Genomic DNA, 22,587 nt, shown 5'->3' with positions numbered 1-22,587 from the left:
TCTACCTTCCATTTTATTTGCTATGTTTTCAAGATTAAGTGTATTAACAATACCGCTTAAATATGCCACAGCAAATAGGGTTTGATTCTCTTTTTTTGAATCTAAAAGTTTATTGAAATAATTGTAAGATATAGAATGATTAAATACATATTCATTTATCCATTCATAATTTTTTTCATATCAAATCTTTCAGTTAAAATCGTTTTGGTTTTGGCTTAGCCTAACAGTTAATTGATTTAAATTCTAATTATTAATTTTTATAATCTCCCTGTCATCAGCATTACACGCCAGCAAATTTAGTGAAAAGCAAAAAATAAGAATTCAGTTTACTCATTGAACACGCATTTACTAACTAAAATGAACGTCAATGAGTAAGTCGTTTTTATTCAATTAAGTTTGAGTTATGTCACTTATAGTAATTATAAATATGAAAGATCTCGAACCATATCTTCAAGATATACCTTTAATTCTGTTAATTGCTGTTCTTCTGCCGCTTGAAGTAAGCTATCTTTGCTTTGTAATGTTCCTTCACTATGATTACGCAAATTTGCTGGTACATTGCCAGAATAGATATAATCGTGCTTTGCAGATGTTTTAACAATATTAAATGATTTACTGTAACTATAGGCGCCATGAGCCTCAATTTCAGTCGTCAAGGTAAGTTTGTTGCTGTGAGTCACCGTTTTTAAATTGAATGGTTGATCTTTATAGGTCTTGATTTGATTTTTATTGCCGTTTTCGTCAGTAATTTCAACATATTTATCAAATACTTTTTCGGTTTTGGTTTCGTTGTTAATTGATTGCCCCAGATCTGAAAATTCAACATTTGTCCTGATACGGATTGTGACATCCGCCTGACTTGGTTCGTAAATAATAAATTCTATAAAATCTTTACTTAATATATCTAATACATAAGATCTTAATTCAGAAGAATTATAATAAACTTTAATTTTTCCTTTTTTCTTGTATTTTTCTGCTTGTGAAGTTGCATCACGAAAATAACCATATTGTCGATAAGCTGAAGCTGCTGATGCATAGTATTGAGCTACTTCTCGGAATTGATAACGATGAGTTGCTGTTTTTGCTAATTGTTGAGCTTGGTCATAGGCCATTTCTGCTTGTTGTTCAGAATATTTTCTATCATTATCAATAGAAAGTTTGTCGCTATCTTTGTACTTACCAAGAGGTTTGTATACAGCCGAAGCATTATTAAATGCGTCCGCAGCCGCTTTATAGTTACCTTGCTTTTCTAGTATTTTACCTTGATCATAATACTCTTTAGCAGCAAGTTGCATATATTTGGTATTGGCATTTTTGTATAACGCTTCAATATTTTTGTAATTATATAGCTCTAAACCTCTATGATATAATTCTGCTTTTTGTTGATAGCTTTGGCTATCTCTGCCAGTTATGGAGTTACCATAATCATAATATTCTTTAGCAATGGTTTGTTCTAGGTTTGTGATATCGTATTTATCATTGAAAAAACTGACTGTTTGGCTATAAAAACGATCTCTTAGCATCATTTTCATTTTAAGTAAGCATTGATAAATATCAATACGATTTTTGTAATCATTGCTTGGTGTACTAGCTAAATTGGTTTCGTAATGAGCCATAATATTACTGACCATCGTTCGTAATTTTTCAGCTTTCTCTTTATCAAATTTTGCTTCACCTTTTTCCTCAATGCTACTTGTTAATAAATTTATACTTTCTAAATATTTTCCTTCTTTATACGCATCATCAGCGGTACGAACATGACAAGCTGTTAAAAGAAAAATAAATAAAATTGTTATGGCTATCCTCATAATATTTCCTTTCAGTTGGTTTTAACTAAATGACCAATTCATTGCAAATAAAACTATTTGATTAGTTGTAACTAATTAAATTAGTCAACAATGATTGCAGATTAGCTTATAAAAAATTTTAGATAATTTATTAACTTTTTTTGCTAAACAACAATTAAATCAAAATTAATAGATTATTATGGAAATAATAGAAGATTAGATAATGATGCGAAAAACTCTCAATAAAGTCCATTTTATTGAGAGTATAAAACGCTATTTTCTGGTCGTTTTTTTAGCAGTTGCTTGACGTGTTGAACGTTGAGCTTTTGATAAGTTGGTCAATTTAGCTCGTTTAGGGCGCTGCATCCGTTTGTCAGATGATGTTTTGACAAAGCTTTTTTCTTGTTGTGGCATACCTACGATTTGGCGTAGGTAATTGACTGATTCAATATCTAACTCAAGCCATGTACCTCGTGATAATCCTTTAGGTAACGAAATATCGCCATAGCGGATTCGTAATAATCGACTAACCTGTACGTCTACCGCTTCCCACATGCGGCGCACTTCTCGGTTGCGACCTTCGGTTATGACCACATTAAACCACTGATTAATTCCGTCTCCCCCTTGCGCTTTTATTGATTTAAACGATGCAGGACCATCTTCTAGTTGTACCCCTTTACGTAGCTGAAAAATTTGTTGATCAGTGACTTTCCCAAATATTCGCACTGCGTATTCACGTTCAATTTCGTGGCGTGGATGCATTAGGCGGTTGGCTAATTCCCCATCGGTTGTAAATAATAATAAGCCCGAAGTATTAATATCAAGCCGTCCAATATTAATCCAACGTGCATTTTTTAATCTAGGTAAACATTCAAAAACAGTTGCCCTTCCTTGTGGATCATTGCGAGAACAAATTTCACCCTCTGGTTTGTAATAAGCTAGTACTCGACAAATTTCTTTTTCTTTACTTCTAAGTTGAATCAGATGACCATTGATACGAATTTTCGGATTGGCATTAACATCAACTCGATCGCCTAATGTGGCAATTTTACCATCTACACTGATTTTACCAGCCATAATCATGGCTTCAATTTCACGACGTGATCCATTACCTAAATTAGCTAATACTTTTTGTAGTTTTTCGGTATTATCACGCGTTGATGTTTTTCGTGTTGCTGTTGATGCAATTGGCGTTTTCGGTTTTTCGTTAGGCTTGCTTTCTTTCGCTTTAAACTTAACATTATTCGTCTTTTTGACAAGTTGTGGTAATACCGATCTGCTATTTTTCATATTATCCTCACTGTTACCTTCTCAGGTATCATTTTATCTATTCACACTATTGTCGAAATATCGACAATAAAAACAATTAATTATTCAAATGGTTTGATGTCTCCACTGCCCTGACGAATAATTTCTGGATAGTGATTAGTTAAGTCAATCACGCTAGTCGGTTGTTCACCTATATAACCACCATGTATGATGGCATCAAGTTGATGACCTATTTTATCTTCTATTTCTTCAGGATCAGATTGTGCTTGGTCATCACTAGGTAAAATCAATGTCGTTGTCATTAATGGCTGACCTAATAATTCGAGTAGTGCTAAATCAATTTTATTATCAGGTATACGCAAACCAATTGTTTTACGTTTTTCATTCATTAATCGTCGAGGAACTTCTTTACTTGCTTGTAGAATAAAGACATATTTTCCTGGAGTATTATTTTTTAGTAACCGAAAAGTTGTGTTATCTACAAAAGCATAACTAGATAGTTCAGAAAGATCACGGCACATTAGGGTAAAATGGTGATGTTTATCAAGTTGACGAATTTGACAAATACGCTCAACACCGGACTTATTATCTAATAAACAACCAAGTGAATAACCAGAATCGGTGGGAAATGCGATAACACCTCCGTCTTTTAATATGGCTACCACTTGCTCTAATAATCGGGTTTGAGGATTATCGGGATGAATATAAAAAGTTTGGCTCATAATGTTTTCAATTTTATCTTTAAAATATGTTAAGTTTCAATTTGATAAGACTATTAATGTTGGTTACCTTTAAACATAAAGCAATTTTTATGTTCAAGCGCTTGCTTACACCCAATCATGCCAAACCGGTGTAACACTACCTGGCAAAGGGGTGGTTTTACCCAAATCTAAATAGGTATCAACACCATGAAAATCCGATCCTTGTGATGCTAATAATTCAAAGTCATTGGCTAATTTTGCTAAAAAACGTAAATCATCTTGTGTTTGTCGACTTTGTGATACTTCAATAGCCGAGCCACCATAACTTTTAAACTCAGTAATTAATGATTTAAGTTTAGTTGCCGTTAAATCGTAACGCGTTGGATGAGCTAATACAGCAATGCCACCAGCCTGATGAATAACATCAACGGCCTCAGCAATGGTGCAATGTTTAGGTGCAACATAAGCATAACCGCTTTTGCCTAAATATTTTTTAAACGCTTGTTTGATATCTTTTACTATGCCTTTATCAACCAAAAAACGAGCAAAATGCGCCCGTGATACGATATCACCTTTAGCATATTGCTGCGCTTGTTCATAGGCATTTTCAATACTGACTTTAGCCAATTTATGACCAATTGCAATAGCGCGTTCTAGTCGTTTTTGTTCTTGCAATGCCAAAAGCGTTAATAGTTTAGGTTGCTTTATATCAATATTTAAGCCAACAATATGAATTTCATTACATTTCCAATAGGTTGATATTTCAACACCACAAATTAGCTTAAGTGGTAGATTTTCATCATTTATGGTTTGTTGTGCTTCTTCTAAACCTTTAATAGAATCGTGATCGGTAATAGCTAAAAGTTCAATTTGATTATTCACCGCTCTTTTCACTAGTTCATAGGGCGTTAAAAGTCCATCGGATGCAGTAGTATGAGAATGTAAATCAACAATCACTTTTTTCTCGAAAATTATTTTTAAACGTGTAATATACCATACAATTTGCTCGACCACTAAAAGGTATATTATGAAAGATCGAATTCGTCTTGCTCAGCAAGATACTAACAATATTATCGAAGAACTATTAGAAGATGGTAGCGATCCTCATGCGCTTTATATCATTGAACACCACGTTTCATCACAAGATTTTGATAAATTAGAAAAAGTAGCAGTAGAAGCCTATAAATTAGGTTATGAAGCAACCGATCCTGATGAAGATATAGACGATACAGGCAATGTTGTTATCGCTTTTGATATTGTTACCGAAAGTCCACTCAATGCTGAACTAATAAATGCACAAATTGCAGAAATCATCGTACTTACTACTCAATTTGGTGTCAATTATGATGGTTGGGGCACTTATTTTGAAGATGGGAATGATGACGATTTTGATGAAACTGAACTAATGAAAACGCTTCATTAAATATCATCAATTCCCTTTCTTACGCGTTATTCTTATCCAGTAACTGGATAAGAATATCAAGGTTTCAAGACTTAATTTAGTTGTTCTATCCGACTTGTTCTTTTTTGATCTGACGAAACACTGCGAATAGAAATAGTATCACCTTTATTAATGGCTACTGACCCGCTATAACGTTTCCAATTTTTCCCGTTATTGGTTGAATATTCGATATTTAACCCTGGGAATACAATATTGGCAATTAATTTACCGTTTTCGATTTTTGCACCAGGAACAGGTAATCGATAATTTATATTTGCAAGATCAAGTTTAGCCAGTTCTCTTTGTCCAAGTAAATTGGCAAAACGATTCCAATCATCAGCTAACACTTTGCTATTCACATAATGTGTTTCCCCTTTTTGATATTGGCGATCTTTTTGATAATCAACTTCCCAATCAGCTTGGTGCCACGCCCTTTCAGCAACCGCTAGCAAACGAGGAAAAGCCATATATTGCATTTTGTTATCACTACGAATATCTTCAGTCCAAATTTGTGCAGAGAGTCCATAAGCACCAGGCCAGTTCATAGTACCTTTAGCCATAAATGGGTTACCATCACGATCAACCGATGTTTCAGCATTTTGGGGGAGATTGTTAGGCGCAAAGCTAAATATTTTACGCTCATCATTAAAACGTGTAGCCCAATAATAACCGCTTTCTTTTGGATTGACTTCGTATGGCATATCTAAATAGACATAATCTGGATTAGAGATAATCACTTGATAACCTTTATTTGTCCATTCATTAACGGAATCAAATCCCCCCCAATATAAGGTGTCCCAAAAGTTAACTGTGACTTTATCGACTGCAAAAGATTTGGCATTTTCGGCATGTTTCATGCCATCTTGCCACGCTTGCATATGATTAATGCCGTGATCTTTAATAATCGTACTGACTTGTTGTGCAAAATAACTTGGTAGATGTTCAATATCTTTTACCTCGCCTTTTGCTACAAAGTTTTGACAAGCTTGTGATTTGGCCCATGGATGATCTTCAATACTTTGATCAATCGTGCCTTTAATATTGGTTTTTTCTTTTGCTTGTAGGTCTTGATAGCCAGCGCCTAGACGGATATTTTTAGCTTCATCACCACCAAAATGCCAAGTATTAAGTGGTTGTTCTGCTTCAATATGCATTTTTGCAATTTCATCGATAACTTTATTAACAAAGCGTTTAGATGAATCAAGACAAGGATTCAAATAGCTTAAACGATTATAAAATTGTACTGTTGTAGTATTGGAGGTATCAGTGGGATCGACTAAACGATACTCATTAGCTTGTTGCTCTTTTCCTTCATTCATTAGACGTTTGTAACGAGCTTCCATTGATACAATTGCGGCTCTAGCATGTGCAGGCATATCAATTTCAGGTATGACTTCAATAAAACGTGCTTTTGCATATTTGACAATCTCAATATAATCATTACGACTTAAAAAACCCGATCCTGTTGTATCACTTTCAGGTCCTGAACCTAATTGCGGTAATAAACAGTTTTGCTCTGTCAAATCATGACAACGTTTACTACCAATATTGGTTAATTCTGGTAATCCTGGAATTTCAATTCGCCAACCTTCATCGTCACTTAGGTGAAAATGAAATTTATTCATTTTATATTTTGCCATTTGATCTAACAAACTTAATATAGCTTGTTTAGATTTAAAATTTCGCCCAATATCAAGCATAATCCCCCGATATGCAAAACGTGGCGAATCGGCAGCATTTAACGTTGGTATTGAATTGGCATGATTTACAGGAATAACAGATAAAATGGATTGAACTGCATAAAAAATTCCAGCTTCATCATAAGCAGTAATTAATGTCTTATCCTTTTTGATATCTAATTGATAAGCACCAAATTTTCCTTGTTCAAATTGTTTAGGATCAATGGTTGCTTTTATTTGATAACCTTTTCCCGTCACAGCAATATTTAATGCTTTAAATTGTGCCTTTAGAATAGCTAAACTATCTTGATTTAAACCATCAAGAATTAAGTTGACACCCTGCTGACCAATCGTGACATCTTCTTTATTTATTGTGAATTTGGTTGGTGTTGGTAAAATTTGTCCTCGTAACGATGAATAAGATAATTTATTAATATCAGCGTTATACTCAAACCGGTTGGTCGGGGTCATTAAGATATTGTGATCATCGGCGGTTCTTTTCCATTGTTGTTTAATGGGGGCGACAAAAGCCGATAAATTGTCTGAACCCGTGTTAGTATTAACAATAATTTTGGGTTTAGCATCGCTTGAAGTGACATACCAACGTGGCATAACATCACTTTCACTTACCATCCAATATTCACCAATAATAGGAATATTCACCGTTGCATTAGCAGGGAAACCAGTGAACTTTTCTGTTGGTTCTAACTTATGCAAGTCTCCAGTAATGTGGGTAATTTTAAACTGTTCATTATTGACATCTAAAATCATTCGAATATTGTCAAAATAGATAGCCCAATCTTTATTGTTAATGGCTGAACCTATATTTTTAAGTGAAATCATGACTTTATTACAAGCAGCCCAATCAGCACCTAGAGCAGAACAATTAACGCCGTTGGAACTGGCTTGATTGTCGACCACTTCATAGTTAACACTAAGTTGCGTACTAATTGAATCAACAATTTGCTGAGAAGCATATACACATTGGGTTGCACAAATACTTAATAAAGACGTAATAGATGTGGCAAGTAAAGCAATTTTAAACTTTTTCATAATATTAACCTATTTTTGTTTAGCACTAAAAACGGTGAATGGAATGGTGACAATGAATTTAATATCACGTTCATCTTGGAAGATATTGCCATATCCACCGCCCCAACTTGGTATATTTGAATGATTGTTATATTTGGTATAGTGCAACTGGAAAGCCGTATCTTTTGCCCAACTATCTTGCACGGTATATCCCAAATCAAAATTGTACGCAGATTCAATCAAACGTTGTTTTTGATTGAATTGTCGATTAGTACTTGGTTTTGCATCCCAACCATAGGCATAAGATGCACCTGTTTTCCAACCTGCTAAATAACGAGATAAATGACTTAAATCATAAGTTACTTCAGCAAATACTGCTTTTTCACCATTGGCATTAAAGTCAGAACGTGAATTCCACCACACATCTAAGCGACCATTTGATGAGGCATAATCAGGAGTCATACGTTGTAAAAAAAATCCTTGCTCGCCTTCGGCTTTAACAGAAACGCCTTCAAGTCGAAGACCAACAGGACCAACTTGATAACCTAATGTAGCCGCTTGTAACCATGCTAAACCATCGTAAACATCTTTGCCTTTATGAGACTGATCTTTAGCGCCATAAAATTGATAAGTCATGATTAGCGGATTATCAAAAACATCCGTTTGATAAGACGCTTTGCCAAAAAATTGATTCATATAATTTTGTGCTTGGCCAAATGCACTTTCTAATACTAAATTATTTTTAAAGTCATACTTCAAACCTGCTGAGTGTAAAAAATCAATTTTTTTACCTTTTCCCCATTGTTTGAATTCATAAAGTCGTTTATACCAAGGTGCTTTATATTTATCACTCCACATATATGACATTGATAATGACCCAGAGCTATCAAAATCAAGCGTTGACCCTATTTCAAATCCACGATAAGTACCTGGTAATAAACTCCAATGAGGTGCAAGTAACGTTTGTCCTGATGGCTGAATATAACCCGCTTTTATCCAAAATAGTTCATCAATTTTAAAATTAGCTTGTGCTTTATAAAAGCTAAGTCCACTGACATCTTTTTTCCAATCTTCATCCCAACGAGTATGTGCGCCACTAAATCCAATTTCATTCGGGTGACCATTACCACCATTACTGACCTCCCAAGCACCATAACCACCTAGTTCAATAGCTAATTTATCGGCAATATAGCCTGATTTAAAATCTAAATTAGTGTTGAATGAAGTGTGTCTTAGGTTCTTTTCATACTTATGTGTATCAATATCTTTGCGTTCACGATCTCGATTCCAAAAAAATACATTACCTGTTAATGAAGAATCATCGATAAAATGATTTTCATAGGTAGCATAAACAGGAATGGCACTAGTCAAAATAGATAAGGATAAAATCAATTTAGTTAAATGATTAAATGGACAAGGTTTTATTTGTGCATTATAGGTATTCATATTTGTTTTCCTAAAATGATGAAATTATGCTGTTTAACTCAAAAAAACATAACAACATGATTTTATTAATAAATTAAACTTAAAATTAACTTTTATTTTAAATGTTTAAAGCCTAAGCTATATTTGGGTGGCACATTTAAGTTCAGATACAACATAAATATGCATTTTTATAATGCATAAACATATTTTATCTAGCAAATTAAACAATCTAAATCGTGATCAAAATCACTAAAAAAATCGATTTTTATGCAAATTTTTAGATAAAAATCACAACTTTTTTCATCTTAAAAAATAACATAGCAAGCTTTTTGGAAAATAAATGAGAAATATTTATATTAATATTCTAGTTAAAATAAATAAGATTAAAATAATAAGTGATAGGAAAATATAAAATTTTGACATGTCATGGCTAAAATACTGTTAAAAACTAATAAGGTGTTTTACCTTCGTTGCTCAAATCACTGTAAACAACATGAATAATTTCTATAGATTAATAACGCAAAATAATTACATAATCAAATAAAAAAGAGAAACCACATAGTTTTCTCTTTTTTTATTAATCTGGTAAAAATACCGTTTAATTGATAATAAATAACATTTTTTTAGCTAATTGCTTAATAAAAGCTTTAATGTTCTGTATCAATTTCATCAAAGCTTTTTACTAGCTCATCAATAGCTTTCATCTGTTTTAAGAAAGGTTCGAGTTTTGCTAGTGGTAAAGCTGATGGTCCGTCACATTTTGCATGATTTGGATCTGGATGTGATTCTAAAAATAGTCCAGCAATTCCAACAGCCATACCTGAACGAGCTAGTTCAGTTACTTGACCACGGCGGCCACCTGAGGCGGCTCCCATAGGATCACGACATTGCAGTGCATGAGTAACATCAAAAATAACGGGTGATCCTTTGCTTGCTTTTTTCATAATGTTAAAACCAAGCATATCCACAACTAAATTGTCATAACCAAAACAACTACCACGATCACAAAGAATGATTTGATCATTACCCGCTTCTTCAAATTTTTCGACAATATTGCCCATTTGTCCTGGGCTGACAAATTGAGGTTTTTTAACATTAATGACCGCTCCAGTTTTAGCCATAGCGACAACTAAATCAGTTTGTCTTGCTAAAAAAGCGGGTAATTGAATTACATCTACGACATCAGCAACAGGCTGACATTGAGCTTCAGTATGGACATCGGTAATAATTTTAATACCAAACTGTTGCTTAAGCTCTTGGAAGATTTTAAGACCTTCTTCTAAACCAGGACCACGATAAGAATACACTGATGAGCGATTAGCTTTATCAAAAGAAGCCTTAAAAATATAGGGGATATTTAGTTTATTAGTAACTGTCACGTAATGTTCACAGATTTTCATTGCTAAGTCACGAGATTCGAGCACATTCATACCACCAAATAGTACAAATGGGAGATCGTTAGCGACCGTAATATTACCAACATTGACTTTTTTTTGCTGCATCATAAAATTTTCCTAGTTAGGGTTTAAACCAGCGACCAAGAGTAACTCTATCATTACCACTATAGTCGGTAAAGGTTTCTACTAATTGAAATCCGTGTTGTTTAAAAATGGTTTGTACTGCTTCGCCTTGTTTCCAGCCATGTTCTATTAGTAACCAACCATATTGATTTAAGTGTTTAGTTGCGCCTTGTACAATAAGTTTTATATCAGCTAAACCATCATCTTCTGAAACTAATGCACTTCTTGGTTCATAACGAACATCACCTTGTGATAAGTGAATATCAGTTGGTTCGATATAAGGCGGATTACTGACAATCATTGAAAATTTACGGTTTTTTATTGGTTTATACCAATCACCTTGTAAAAAATAGACATTATTTACCCCTATTTGAGCTGCATTTTGTTGCGCTAATATTAGAGCATCTTTACTTTTTTCAATGGCGGTAAATAAGCAGTCTTGGCGTTCAGTTGCCATAGCAATCACTATCGCCCCAGTGCCAGTACCAAGATCCAATACTTCACAAGGTACTTTAGGTAAATATTCTAAACTTAGTTCGACTAATTTTTCAGTATCAGGCCTAGGTATTAACGTTGCACTGGAGACATTAAATTTCAAAGACCAAAACTCTTTTTCGCCAGTAATATAAGCAATAGGCTCACCATTTTTCCTGCGTTCTAAACATTCAGATAAAGCGATCAATTCTTCATCAGTTAGCAATGTTTCACTGAACGCCATTAAAAATGTCCGCGTTTTTTGCGTAACAAAACTCAGTAAAATTTCAGCATCTCGCTTTGGGCTTTCACTATCTGTTAAGGTTTGAGATGCACTTTTAAGCCATTGTAAATAGGTCATTCATCTTGTTCCGATAAAGCGGCTAATTGATCGGCTTGATATTCTTGTACAATTGGTTCGATCAACATGTCTAACTTCCCTTCCATAACTTCATCCAAACGGTAAAGCGTTAGGTTAATTCGATGATCAGTAACACGACCTTGTGGGTAATTATATGTTCTGATTCTATCTGAACGATCACCCGAACCTAATAAATTACGTCTTGTAGATGCTTCTTCTTGTTGGCGTTTACGTAGTTCCGCATCTTGAATACGAGCGGCTAAAACTGACATCGCTTTAGCTCTGTTTTTATGTTGCGATCGCTCATCTTGACATTCAACAACGATGCCCGTAGGAATGTGGGTAATACGAATAGCAGAATCTGTTGTATTAACATGCTGACCACCGGCTCCAGATGAGCGATAGGTATCAATTTTTAAATCAGCTGGGTTGATTTCAGGCATTTCTGCTTCAGGGACTTCTGGTAAAACAGCAACAGTACAAGCAGAAGTATGAATTCGACCTTGTGATTCGGTTTCTGGCACACGCTGAACTCGGTGTCCACCCGATTCGAATTTCAAATGACCATACACTCCATCACCACTTACTAACATAATGACTTCTTTATAACCGCCATGTTCGCCATCATTTGCACTCATAATTTCAACACGCCAATTGCGTGATTCGGCAAATCTGGTATACATTCGGGCTAAGTCACCAGCAAAAATAGCCGCTTCATCACCACCCGTTCCTGCTCTAACTTCAACAAAGCAGTTATAATCGTCATTGGGATCTTTTGGTAATAATAGTACTTGTAATTGTGTTTCTTGTTCTTCAACCCGACTAAGTGCTTCGTTGAGTTCTTCTTGTGCCATTTCGCTCATTTCAGGGTCAGACAGCATCATTTTGGCTGTTTCAATATCCTCTTGGGTTTGCTTCCAATCGGTAAAACACTTAACTACACCAGTTAATTGTGAATATTCTTTAGACAAAGTGCGAAAGCGATTTTGATCGGCAATAACCGAAGCATCAGACAATAGAGCTTGAACTTCTTCATAACGCTCTTGTAGCGTTTCTAACTTACTGATAATTGAAGATTTCATAAAAATATATTTTTATAGAGATTAGTTGAATTTGCGTGGCATTATATACTTAATTTCCTTGAAAATATAGTTTAGGCTTGTTATCAAAAAGTTATCTCTAATCATTGCATAAGAAATCAATAATAAAACGATTGAATAAGATGAAAATTTTATAACTAATAAAAATGCCGTTAGTTTAAACTAACGGCATTTTATTAAGTAAATAAATTATTTATTGTTACTATTTCTTCTTCGCTTTAGCATTTGGTAAATCAGTGACAGAGCCTTCATAAATTTCAGAGGCTAAGCCAATTGATTCATGCAATGTTGGGTGAGCATGAATTGTTAATGCAATATCTTCGGCATCACAACCCATTTCGACAGCTAAGGTGATTTCACCAAGTAATTCACCGCCATTTGCGCCAACAACTGCACCACCTAATAGGCGATTATCTGCTTTATTGAAGATCAGTTTTGTCATCCCTTCAGAGCAATCAGAAGCGATAGCTCGTCCTGAAGCTGCCCATGGGAAGATTGATACTTCATAATCAATACCTTTTTCTTTCGCTTCTTTTTCAGTTAAACCAACCCAAGCAACTTCGGGCTCAGTATAAGCGATAGAAGGAATGGTTTTTGGATCAAAGAAGTGTTTTTTACCTGCAATCACTTCGGCAGCCACATGACCTTCGTGTACGCCTTTGTGCGCAAGCATTGGTTGACCAACAATATCTCCAATTGCATAGATATGTGGAACATTGGTACGCATCTGTTTATCGACTTCAATAAATCCGCGTTCGGTAACATTAACGCCTGCTTTTTCTGCACTAATTAATTTACCATTTGGTGTACGACCAATAGCCACTAATACCGCATCATAAGTATGGGTTTCGGTGGTACCGTCTTTCTTTTCCATGGTGACATAAATAGCATCATGTTTTGCTTCAACGGTAGTAACTTTAGTTTCCAATCGTAAAGTGAATTTCTTTTGGATCTGTTTAGTAAAGACTTTAATCACGTCTTTATCGGCAGCCGGAATCACTTGGTCAAACATTTCAACTACATCAACTTCTGAACCAAGCGCATGGTATACAGTCCCCATTTCAAGACCTATAATTCCACCACCCATTAATAATAATTTTTTAGGAATAGTGGTTAAAGCTAAGGCATCTGTAGAATCCCAAATACGAGGATCATCATGCGGAATAAAAGGCAACTTAATTGGACGAGAACCTGCTGCAATAATTGCATTATCAAAGGTGATTTTAGTAATTCCTTTTGAAGATGTCACATCCATGGTATGACTACCTGTAAATTGAGCTTCACCTTGAATCACATTGACTTTGCGCATTTTTGCCATACCGGCAAGTCCATTAGTTAGCTGGCTTATAACTTTTTCCTTCCAACCTCGGACTTTATCAAGTTCCAATCTAGGTGTACCAAAGTGGATACCATGTTCGGTTAATGATTTGGCTTCATCCATTACTTTAGCAACATGAAGCAATGCTTTTGATGGAATACAGCCTACATTTAAACAAACACCACCAAGTGTTGAATAACGTTCAACAAGAGTAACTTCTAATCCAAGATCGGCTGCACGGAACGCAGCGGAATACCCCGCTGGTCCTGCACCCAAAACAACAACTTGAGTTTTAACTTCTTGACTCATAATATTTCCTCCTACATCACTAAACGACGTAAGTCGGATAAGACGTTAACAATATGGCTTAAGAAACGCGCGCCATCAGCGCCATCAATCACACGGTGATCAAATGATAATGATAAAGGTAACATTAAGCGTGGTGTAAACTCTTTACCATTCCAAACTGGTTTCATGCTAGAGCGAGATACACCTAAAATACCGACTTCTGGCGCATTAACAATTGGTGTAAATGAGGTTGTACCAATACCACCAAGACTAGAAATAGTGAAGCAGCCACCTTGCATATCGCTACCAGTTAATTTACCTTCACGTGCTTTTTTAGAAATTGCAGCAAGTTCACGAGAAAGCTCAACAATACCCTTTTTATCAACATCTTTAAATACTGGCACGACAAGACCATTTGGTGTATCAACAGCAACACCAATATTAATGTATTTTTTGATAATTAAGGTTTGGGCATCTTCAGATAATGAGCTATTAAAGCGTGGATAGGCTGTTAATGCACTTGCTACCGCTTTCATGATAAACACAAGTGGCGTGATCTTAAGATCAAGTTTCTTCTTGTCTGCTTCTGCATTTTGTTGCTTACGGAATGCTTCTAAATCAGTAATATCCGTTTCATCAAATTCTGTCACATGCGGAATCATTACCCAGTTACGGTGTAAATTGGCACCTGAGACTTTTTGGATCTTCGTTAATGGTAAGCTTTCAACTTCACCAAATTTACTGAAATCAACTTTAGGCCATGGTAATAAACCAGGTAATGCACCACCAGTAGCACCACTTTCAATTTGTTTTACCGCATTTTTTACATAAGTTTGAATGTCTTCACGTAAGATACGATGTTTAGGCCCCGTTGCAGTAACTTTAGCTAGATTAACACCAAATTCACGTGCTAAACGTCGAACCGATGGTGTTGCATGTGCATAGGCATCATTTTCGACAAAATCGTTACCTGCTGGCGTTGCTGCCACAGCGGCTGTCACTGGTGCACTACTACTTGTAACAGGTGCTGCTGGTGCTGGTTTTTCAGCCACAGCAGGAGCTGCGTTAGCAACTGTAGCAGGAGCATTACTTGCAACAGTTTCAAATTCCATAATTTTGGAACCTGTTTTTACTTTATCGCCCACTTTTACCGTAATGCTTTTAACTGTACCGGCAATAGTTGCAGGAATTTCCATTGACGCTTTATCACCCTCAACAGTAATTAACGAATCATCAACAGATATAGTATCACCTACTTTTACCAAGATTTCGGTCACTTCAACTTCGTCACCACCGATATCAGGTACATTAACATCAACCGTTTGGCTAGCTGTCGCCACCGCAGGTGCTACTTCAGATTTTGGTGCTTCTTGTGCTGGAGCAGGAGCAGCCGATGCAACTCCGCCCTCTTCATCAAAGACCATGATGTCAACACCTGTTTTGACTTTATCACCAATTTTTACTGAAATGGATTTGACAATACCAGCTTGTGGGGCTGGAATTTCCATTGACGCTTTGTCACCTTCGACAGTCATGATTGACTGATCTGCTTCAACTTTATCACCAACATTAACCAGAATTTCGGTCACTTCTACTTCATCACCACCGATATCAGGTAATTTAATTTGAATACTCATTATGACAACCTCTTATGCAATTCTTGGGTTAAGTTTATCAGCATTGATTTCGAACTTTTTGATCGCTTCTTCAACAACACTTGTGTCAATATCACCGCGTTTAGCAAGTTCACCCAATGCAGCAACAACAACATAAGATGCATCGACTTCAAAATGATGACGTAAATTTTCACGGCTATCACTGCGACCAAAACCGTCTGTACCAAGTACTCGGTAACTTTCAGCTGGGACAAATCCGCGAATTTGTTCAGCAAAGAGCTTCATATAATCAGTTGAAACCACAGCAGGGTTGTTATTCATAATCTGAGCTACATAAGGAACTTTAGGTGTTTCACTTGGATGTAACATATTGTAACGTTCACAATCTTGTCCATCACGAGCAAGCTCTGTAAATGATGTTACGCTATAAACTTCAGAGCTAATACCATAGTTTTTCGCTAAGATATCAGCTGCTTCACGTACATGACGTAAAATTGAACCAGAACCTAATAACTGTACCGTCGGTTTACCTTTTTGACCTTCAACAGTATCAAGTTTATAAATACCACGACGAATACCTTCTTCTGCACCTTGTGGCATTGCAGGTTGTGCATAATTTTCATTAAGTGTTGTAATGTAGTAATAAACATTTTCTTGCTCACCATACATACGACGTAAACCATCTTGCATAATCACAGCAACTTCATACGCATAAGCTGGATCGTATGATATACAATTAGGGATGGTTAATGCTTGAATGTGGCTGTGACCATCTTGATGTTGTAAGCCTTCACCATTTAGTGTTGTACGACCAGAAGTACCACCAATCATAAATCCTCGAGCTTGCTGATCACCCGCTGCCCACATTAAATCGCCAATACGTTGGAAACCAAACATAGAGTAATAAATATAGAATGGGATCATTGGGAAGTCGTTAGTGCTATATGAAGTTGCTGCAGCTAACCATGAAGCAGTCGCACCACATTCATTGATTCCTTCCTGTAGAATTTGACCTTTTTCGTCTTCACGATAGTAAGCCACTTGCTCTTTATCTTGTGGTGTATATTGTTGACCATGTGGGTTATAAATCCCAATTTGGCGGAATAAGCCTTCCATACCAAAAGTACGAGCTTCATCAGCTAAAATTGGCACTAATCTTGGCGCTAATTCTTTGTCCTTAAGCATAATGTTAAGTGCACGAACAAACGCAATTGTAGTTGATATTTCTTTCGATTGAGCTTCAAGTAATGGCGCAAATTCGCTTAATTCAGGAATAGAAACTTTTCCTGAAAAATGAGTTAATCTTGAAGGAATATAACCATGTAAGGCATTACGGCGCTCATGAATATATTTGTATTCAGGAGTGTGCTCTTCAAATTTGATGTAAGGCAATTTTTCAAGCGCTTCATCGGTTACTGGAATATTGAAGAAATCACGCACATGACGCACACCATCCATATTCATTTTTTTCACTTGGTGTGCAATATTTTTCGCTTCAGCAGCTTCACCCATACCATAACCTTTAATGGTGTGAGCTAAAATAACTGTTGGACGATCTTTTGTTTCTTTTGCACGTTGAAATGCAGCAAACATTTTAGCAGGATCTTGACCACCACGGTTTAATCTAAAGATTTCTTCGTCAGACATGTCTTTAACTAATTCTGCAGTTTCAGGATATTTACCAAAGAAATGCTCACGAACATAAGCACCATCTTTAGATTTTAAGGTTTGATAGTCACCATCAAGCGTTTCATTCATCAATCGGATTAATTTACCAGACTTATCCTTTTGAAGGAGTTTATCCCAACGGTCACCCCAAAGAACTTTGATGACATTCCAACCAGCTCCTCCAAAAACACCTTCTAATTCATTAATTATTTTACCATTACCGGTTACTGGGCCATCTAATCGTTGTAAGTTACAGTTGATAACAAACACTAAATTATCGAGTTTTTCACGTGTTGCAACAGTAATTGCCCCTTTTGATTCTGGCTCATCCATCTCGCCATCGCCTAAGAAAGCGTAAACAGTTTGTTCAGAGGTATCTTTAAGACCACGATGATTTAAGTATTTTAAGAATCGTGCTTGGTAAATAGCACTAACAGGACCTAACCCCATAGAAACAGTTGGAAATTGCCAAAATTCAGGCATTAATTTAGGGTGAGGATAAGATGATAACCCTTTGCCATGCACTTCTTGACGGAAATTATCGAGTTGTTCTTCAGTTAAACGACCTTCAATAAAAGCTCTCGAATAGATACCCGGTGAAATATGCCCTTGGAAGTAAACTAAGTCACCACCATCTTTTTCATTGCGAGCACGGAAAAAGTGGTTAAAACAAACTTCATAAAATGTAGCAGCAGACTGGAACGATGCCATGTGCCCACCAAGTTCTAGATCTTTTTTTGAAGCCCTTAGTACCATCATAATTGCATTCCAACGAACAATTGAACGAATGCGTCTTTCTATTTCCCAATCGCCAGGATAAGCAGGTTGTTCTTCTACTGGGATAGTATTTATATAATTACTTGTTGAAGAACCAAAAAGTAGTGGCACACCACCATCTCTCGCTTTATTGACTATTTGTTCAATAATATACTGCGCACGTTCGATTCCCTCTTCGCGAATAATTGACTCAACACTTTTAAGCCAATCTTGAGTTTCAATGGGATCGATATCATTCATTTGCATGTCTGACATATAAAAACCTCTTTTTTGTTTAGAAAAATGCAGTATTTGCTATCCTTAATTAAATTGAAAAACATAACTAAACAAGCTAAAACTCTGCATTATGGAGCTTTATTCGTATCAGTCTGCCATTTATAAAAAAAAAGTAAAGCAAACTGCCTCTTTGAAAAGAATGTTAATTCCTATCAAATTAATCAACTATTTCAATACTAATAATTAAATTAACATTATTTATTTGATAAATAACAACATTTAACTTAATAGTAAATATAAATATTATTTTTAATAGCTATACTGAGAATAACTACAAGTTGTCAAGTTATTATAAAATCTGTTATATAACTGTAAAAATTACGGTAATACTACTTGAAGATAACAAAAAAAACTATGATCATTAATAATATCATAATCAAAGACTTAAAAATTAAACCATATGCGTACACCTATCAAGCTATGCATAACTTTACGAAACAACGTAATGAGAATTCCTTTGATGAAATCTGGTTAGTCGAACATGAACCTGTATTTACACAAGGTAAAGTTGGTAAAGCTGAACATATATTAAATCAGACGAATATTCCCGTTATTCAAACCGATCGCGGTGGACAAATTACTTATCATGCTCCAGGTCAACAAATCATGTATATTTTATTTGATTTAAAAAGACTTAAAATAGGTATCCGAGATGTAGTTAGTTATTTAGAAAATAGTGTCATTCAAACATTGCTCCATTATGGTATTATAGCTCATGCAAAACCTGATGCACCGGGTGTTTATATCAACCAAAAAAAAATTTGCTCACTTGGTTTGCATATCAGTCGAGGTTGCACTTTACATGGACTTGCATTTAATGTTGATATGGACCTTTCCCCTTTTAATAACATTAACCCTTGTGGCTATTCCGGATTACAAATGACTCAACTGAAAGAATATGTCTCTAAAATTAACCATAAAGAGATAAAACAACTATTAACTAATAACTTTATTAAACAGTTACCTCAAAGGTAAGATACTAATTATGCAAAATAATGAAACAATAATCAGAAGCACAAAATATCGCGATGCAGATAAAACACGCTTAATTCCAACAATAACATTAGAAGATGCAGCGCCACTAAAAAAACCAGAATGGATGCGAATTAAATTATCTGCTCACTCTGATAATATTGCGCACATTAAAAATACTATGCGCAAACATGGATTACATTCAGTTTGTGAAGAAGCTTCTTGTCCTAATTTAGCTGAATGTTTTAATCACGGTACAGCTACTTTTATGATTTTGGGCGACATTTGTACCCGCCGCTGCCCTTTTTGCGATGTCGCACATGGTAGGCCATTACCACCAGACAGTAAAGAACCAATTAAACTAGCACAAACCATTCAAGAAATGAAATTACGGTATGTTGTTATTACCTCGGTTGATAGAGATGATTTAAAAGATGGTGGAGCTAGCCATTTTGCTAATTGTACTCGAGAAATAAGAGCATTAAACCCAAATATAAAGGTTGAAACATTAACACCTGACTTCCGTGGTTGTATTCATGAAGCAATTGAAGTTTTAAGTGATAATCCACCTGATGTATTTAATCATAATTTAGAAAATATACCTCGCTTATATAAGAGAATCCGTCCTGGCGCTAGCTATGAAGGATCACTTAAATTATTGGCAGCGTTTAAAGAACAACATCCAGAAATTCCTACAAAATCTGGTTTAATGGTAGGACTTGGTGAAACCAATCAAGAATTAGTTCAAGTGTTAAAAGATCTGCGCAGTCATGGTGTTACTATGTTGACACTTGGTCAATATTTACAACCAAGTAAATATCACTTACCAGTGGAGCGTTATGTTTCACCACAAGAGTTTGAAGAATTGAAGCAAACGGCGTTAAATATGGGATTCACTCATGCCGCTTGTGGACCATTTGTGCGTTCATCTTATCATGCTGATTTACAGGCAATGGGCAAAGAGGTGAAGTAATCTTCACCTCTTTTATTATTCCATTCAAAAATTAAATCAATTATCTACTACCATAAAACGGCGATTTTCGGTAACGATTTGTAAAAAAATCGGTAAGCTAATTTTTTCGCCTTTTCGTAATTTACCATTAAGATCATAAATTTTAGAACGCCCAAAAGCATCTAAAACTACTGTTTTATCATCATACAGTGCAGCAATAGTATTTTCACTACCTGCAACTAACCATTGTCTAGAATTAAGATTAAATAGATTTCTACCTTGGCTATACTGTTTTGGCGGTGTAGTAACATAAAATACATCTTGCATTAATGTACGCATAATATCAGTTTGCGAAGTTACTTCTGTTATCTGGGCTTTCCCTTTATTTGGCCATGACATAATTAAAGGTACTTTTAATGATGCTCGATTAAAATCATTACCTACATCGCGTAATGCTAATTTTTTTGCTTCATCAATTTTAATATCATTCGTTCCAGTAATAATAATAACCGTATTATTATAAGCATTAGATAATTTTAAATAAGCAATTAATGATTCAATATACTGATCTAGCTTTTTAGCATCAGATTGTAGTTCAGATATCGAAACTTTTTTGTTTATATTACCTAATGAATATTGGATTATAGAAAACAAAGGTGCATGATTATCAAGCTTATTCTGTTCTTCATGCCATGCCATCCAGTTTTCGGTTATTTTTTTATTAGATTGTTTTTTAGGTTCTGGTATTGAAAAATTAGATAATAATGCAGAACGATATAATGGTTCTGCAAAACCATCTGCTGAAAATAATCCCAAATTATATTGCTGGTTAGTAACAACATCGAACAATACAGACGGTTTATGCCCGACGAGAATACTGTTGTAGTAATTCGGATCCAATCCATAAAACAGTGAAAAATCATTCAAATAAGATTGATTACTTGCACCATAGTGATTAATAAAAACAATGTTATCTTGAGAAAACTCATTAAGCCACGACATATGTTTAGTTAATAAATTAGTATTCCATCCATCAATAACAATCATTAATACGTTATTTTTTATTGGTGGTTGATCATAAACAATGCGCCCCAAAGGATACTCAATTGTCATTGCAAACGGATTTCCTTCTTGAGTAATACGATCGTGATAATCATTTTCTTTCATGAAACCATAACGCTCAAGAAAGTGACGAGCGGTTAAAGGATAAGAAAGCGGAAGGCTTGAACGCTGCATAGTAATTGGTCGATAAAAATTAGCATCCGCCCAGATATGAATCAAATGAGAAGTAATGAAGCAAACAATAAAAATTATAACGACTGGTTTAGCGTAGCGTTTACGTTTACTTAAACTACGTAGTTTTTTCCAGCTCCAGGCTGAAAATAAGATCTCAATCAATAAAATAAATGGTATAGCAATAAATACTGTACTCAAATAAGAAACTTTTTGTGATGAAAACAATTGCCAAATTGATAAATTAAGATGCATCCTAAAATGAGAAAAAACTTGAATATCAATAATCAGTAACGAAAGCCCTACTGTTGCAAAAAATGTCGCAATAATCCTTTGCCATCGAGAAGAATGAATAAAAAAGCTTAACGGAAAAATTAAAATTAAATAACCAACAAAAGTTAAATAACTAAAATGACCAATAGCACTAATAATTGCATAAAATCGCCCCATAAAGGTACGAGGCCAATCGGCAATAAGTAAATATTGACTACCAAGTAAAATGACAACAAAAATATTAAACAACGTAAACCAGTGACCCCAGCTAACAATTTGTGAGGCACGATCGTCTTTGAAGTAAGTATTTTTGATTTTGAGCATATTTAATTGTTGATAATGGTAGTAATGAAGTAAAACAAACAGCAAATTGTGACTTAGTTTACCCGATTTTAAAAAATCTTTCTGTAATTTTTTTATTCGTT

16 protein-coding genes are annotated in these 22,587 nt (G+C 35.1%); 3 read left to right on the top strand and 13 right to left on the bottom strand.

What is annotated here, in order from left to right; genetic code table 11:
* Positions 1-419 precede the first annotated feature (419 nt).
* The 4 genes from GQ589_RS05425 to GQ589_RS05410 form a co-directional block, all read right to left on the bottom strand.
* Positions 420-1,808 (bottom strand): hypothetical protein, encoded by a 1,389-nt coding sequence (locus GQ589_RS05425; protein WP_160424984.1) that lies wholly within the window; start codon positions 1,806-1,808, stop codon positions 420-422.
* Between the two features lie 252 nt (positions 1,809-2,060).
* Positions 2,061-3,077, bottom strand: a complete 1,017-nt coding sequence (rluB, locus tag GQ589_RS05420; RefSeq protein ID WP_160424982.1) for a 23S rRNA pseudouridine(2605) synthase RluB — start codon at positions 3,075-3,077, stop codon at positions 2,061-2,063.
* Positions 3,078-3,157: 80 nt separating this feature from the next.
* Entirely contained in the window at positions 3,158-3,778 is a 621-nt protein-coding gene (locus GQ589_RS05415; protein ID WP_160424980.1) for an L-threonylcarbamoyladenylate synthase, read from the bottom strand.
* Between the two features lie 105 nt (positions 3,779-3,883).
* Entirely contained in the window at positions 3,884-4,714 is an 831-nt protein-coding gene (locus GQ589_RS05410; RefSeq protein ID WP_202115032.1) for a PHP domain-containing protein, read from the bottom strand.
* A gap of 70 nt (positions 4,715-4,784) precedes the next feature.
* Here GQ589_RS05410 and rraB point away from each other — a divergent pair, with 70 nt between their 5' ends.
* Complete coding sequence (rraB, locus tag GQ589_RS05405; protein WP_160411618.1) at positions 4,785-5,180, top strand: ribonuclease E inhibitor RraB; 396 nt, start codon at positions 4,785-4,787, stop codon at positions 5,178-5,180.
* Between the two features lie 71 nt (positions 5,181-5,251).
* On the opposite strand, the gene GQ589_RS05400 is transcribed toward rraB, so the two are convergent.
* From GQ589_RS05400 to aceE, 8 genes are all read right to left on the bottom strand, one after another.
* The gene (locus GQ589_RS05400) at positions 5,252-7,930 is read right to left on the bottom strand and encodes a beta-N-acetylhexosaminidase (protein ID WP_160424978.1); all 2,679 of its coding nucleotides are present in this window, start codon (positions 7,928-7,930) and stop codon (positions 5,252-5,254) included.
* Positions 7,931-7,939: 9 nt separating this feature from the next.
* Complete coding sequence (locus tag GQ589_RS05395; RefSeq protein WP_160424976.1) at positions 7,940-9,355, bottom strand: OprD family outer membrane porin; 1,416 nt, start codon at positions 9,353-9,355, stop codon at positions 7,940-7,942.
* 626 nt (positions 9,356-9,981) lie between these two features.
* On the bottom strand, positions 9,982-10,836 hold the full coding sequence (gene kdsA / locus GQ589_RS05390; RefSeq protein ID WP_160425022.1) for a 3-deoxy-8-phosphooctulonate synthase: 855 nt from the start codon (positions 10,834-10,836) through the stop codon (positions 9,982-9,984).
* A gap of 16 nt (positions 10,837-10,852) precedes the next feature.
* Positions 10,853-11,689 carry a peptide chain release factor N(5)-glutamine methyltransferase gene (gene prmC, locus GQ589_RS05385; RefSeq protein WP_160401222.1) on the bottom strand — a complete coding sequence of 279 codons (837 nt, stop codon included), beginning with the start codon at positions 11,687-11,689 and terminating at the stop codon, positions 10,853-10,855.
* The gene (gene prfA, locus GQ589_RS05380; protein WP_160411615.1) at positions 11,686-12,771 is read right to left on the bottom strand and encodes a peptide chain release factor 1; all 1,086 of its coding nucleotides are present in this window, start codon (positions 12,769-12,771) and stop codon (positions 11,686-11,688) included. The genes prmC and prfA overlap by 4 nt, the downstream gene beginning before the upstream one ends.
* A 220-nt stretch (positions 12,772-12,991) precedes the next feature.
* The gene (gene lpdA, locus GQ589_RS05375; protein ID WP_160411614.1) at positions 12,992-14,416 is read right to left on the bottom strand and encodes a dihydrolipoyl dehydrogenase; all 1,425 of its coding nucleotides are present in this window, start codon (positions 14,414-14,416) and stop codon (positions 12,992-12,994) included.
* 11 nt (positions 14,417-14,427) lie between these two features.
* On the bottom strand, positions 14,428-16,032 hold the full coding sequence (aceF, locus tag GQ589_RS05370; protein WP_160411613.1) for a pyruvate dehydrogenase complex dihydrolipoyllysine-residue acetyltransferase: 1,605 nt from the start codon (positions 16,030-16,032) through the stop codon (positions 14,428-14,430).
* Positions 16,033-16,044: 12 nt separating this feature from the next.
* Positions 16,045-18,711 carry a pyruvate dehydrogenase (acetyl-transferring), homodimeric type gene (gene aceE, locus GQ589_RS05365; RefSeq protein WP_160424974.1) on the bottom strand — a complete coding sequence of 889 codons (2,667 nt, stop codon included), beginning with the start codon at positions 18,709-18,711 and terminating at the stop codon, positions 16,045-16,047.
* Between the two features lie 375 nt (positions 18,712-19,086).
* Between aceE and lipB the strand changes: the two genes are divergently transcribed.
* Positions 19,087-19,707 carry a lipoyl(octanoyl) transferase LipB gene (gene lipB, locus GQ589_RS05360; RefSeq protein WP_160401210.1) on the top strand — a complete coding sequence of 207 codons (621 nt, stop codon included), beginning with the start codon at positions 19,087-19,089 and terminating at the stop codon, positions 19,705-19,707.
* A gap of 10 nt (positions 19,708-19,717) precedes the next feature.
* Positions 19,718-20,677: a lipoyl synthase gene (gene lipA, locus GQ589_RS05355; protein WP_160401209.1), complete on the top strand. Its 960-nt coding sequence runs from the start codon at positions 19,718-19,720 to the stop codon at positions 20,675-20,677.
* A gap of 36 nt (positions 20,678-20,713) precedes the next feature.
* Here lipA and GQ589_RS05350 read toward each other — a convergent pair whose 3' ends face one another.
* Positions 20,714-22,486, bottom strand: coding sequence for a DUF3413 domain-containing protein (locus GQ589_RS05350; protein ID WP_160424972.1), 1,773 nt, complete (start codon positions 22,484-22,486; stop codon positions 20,714-20,716).
* Between the last annotated feature and the right edge of the window lie 101 nt (positions 22,487-22,587).

This window comes from Gilliamella sp. Pas-s27 (assembly GCF_009795865.1).
Taxonomy (GTDB): domain Bacteria; phylum Pseudomonadota; class Gammaproteobacteria; order Enterobacterales; family Orbaceae; genus Gilliamella.
The sequence above is the reverse complement of the archived record's forward strand: the minus strand, read 5'-3'. Positions and strand labels throughout refer to the sequence as shown.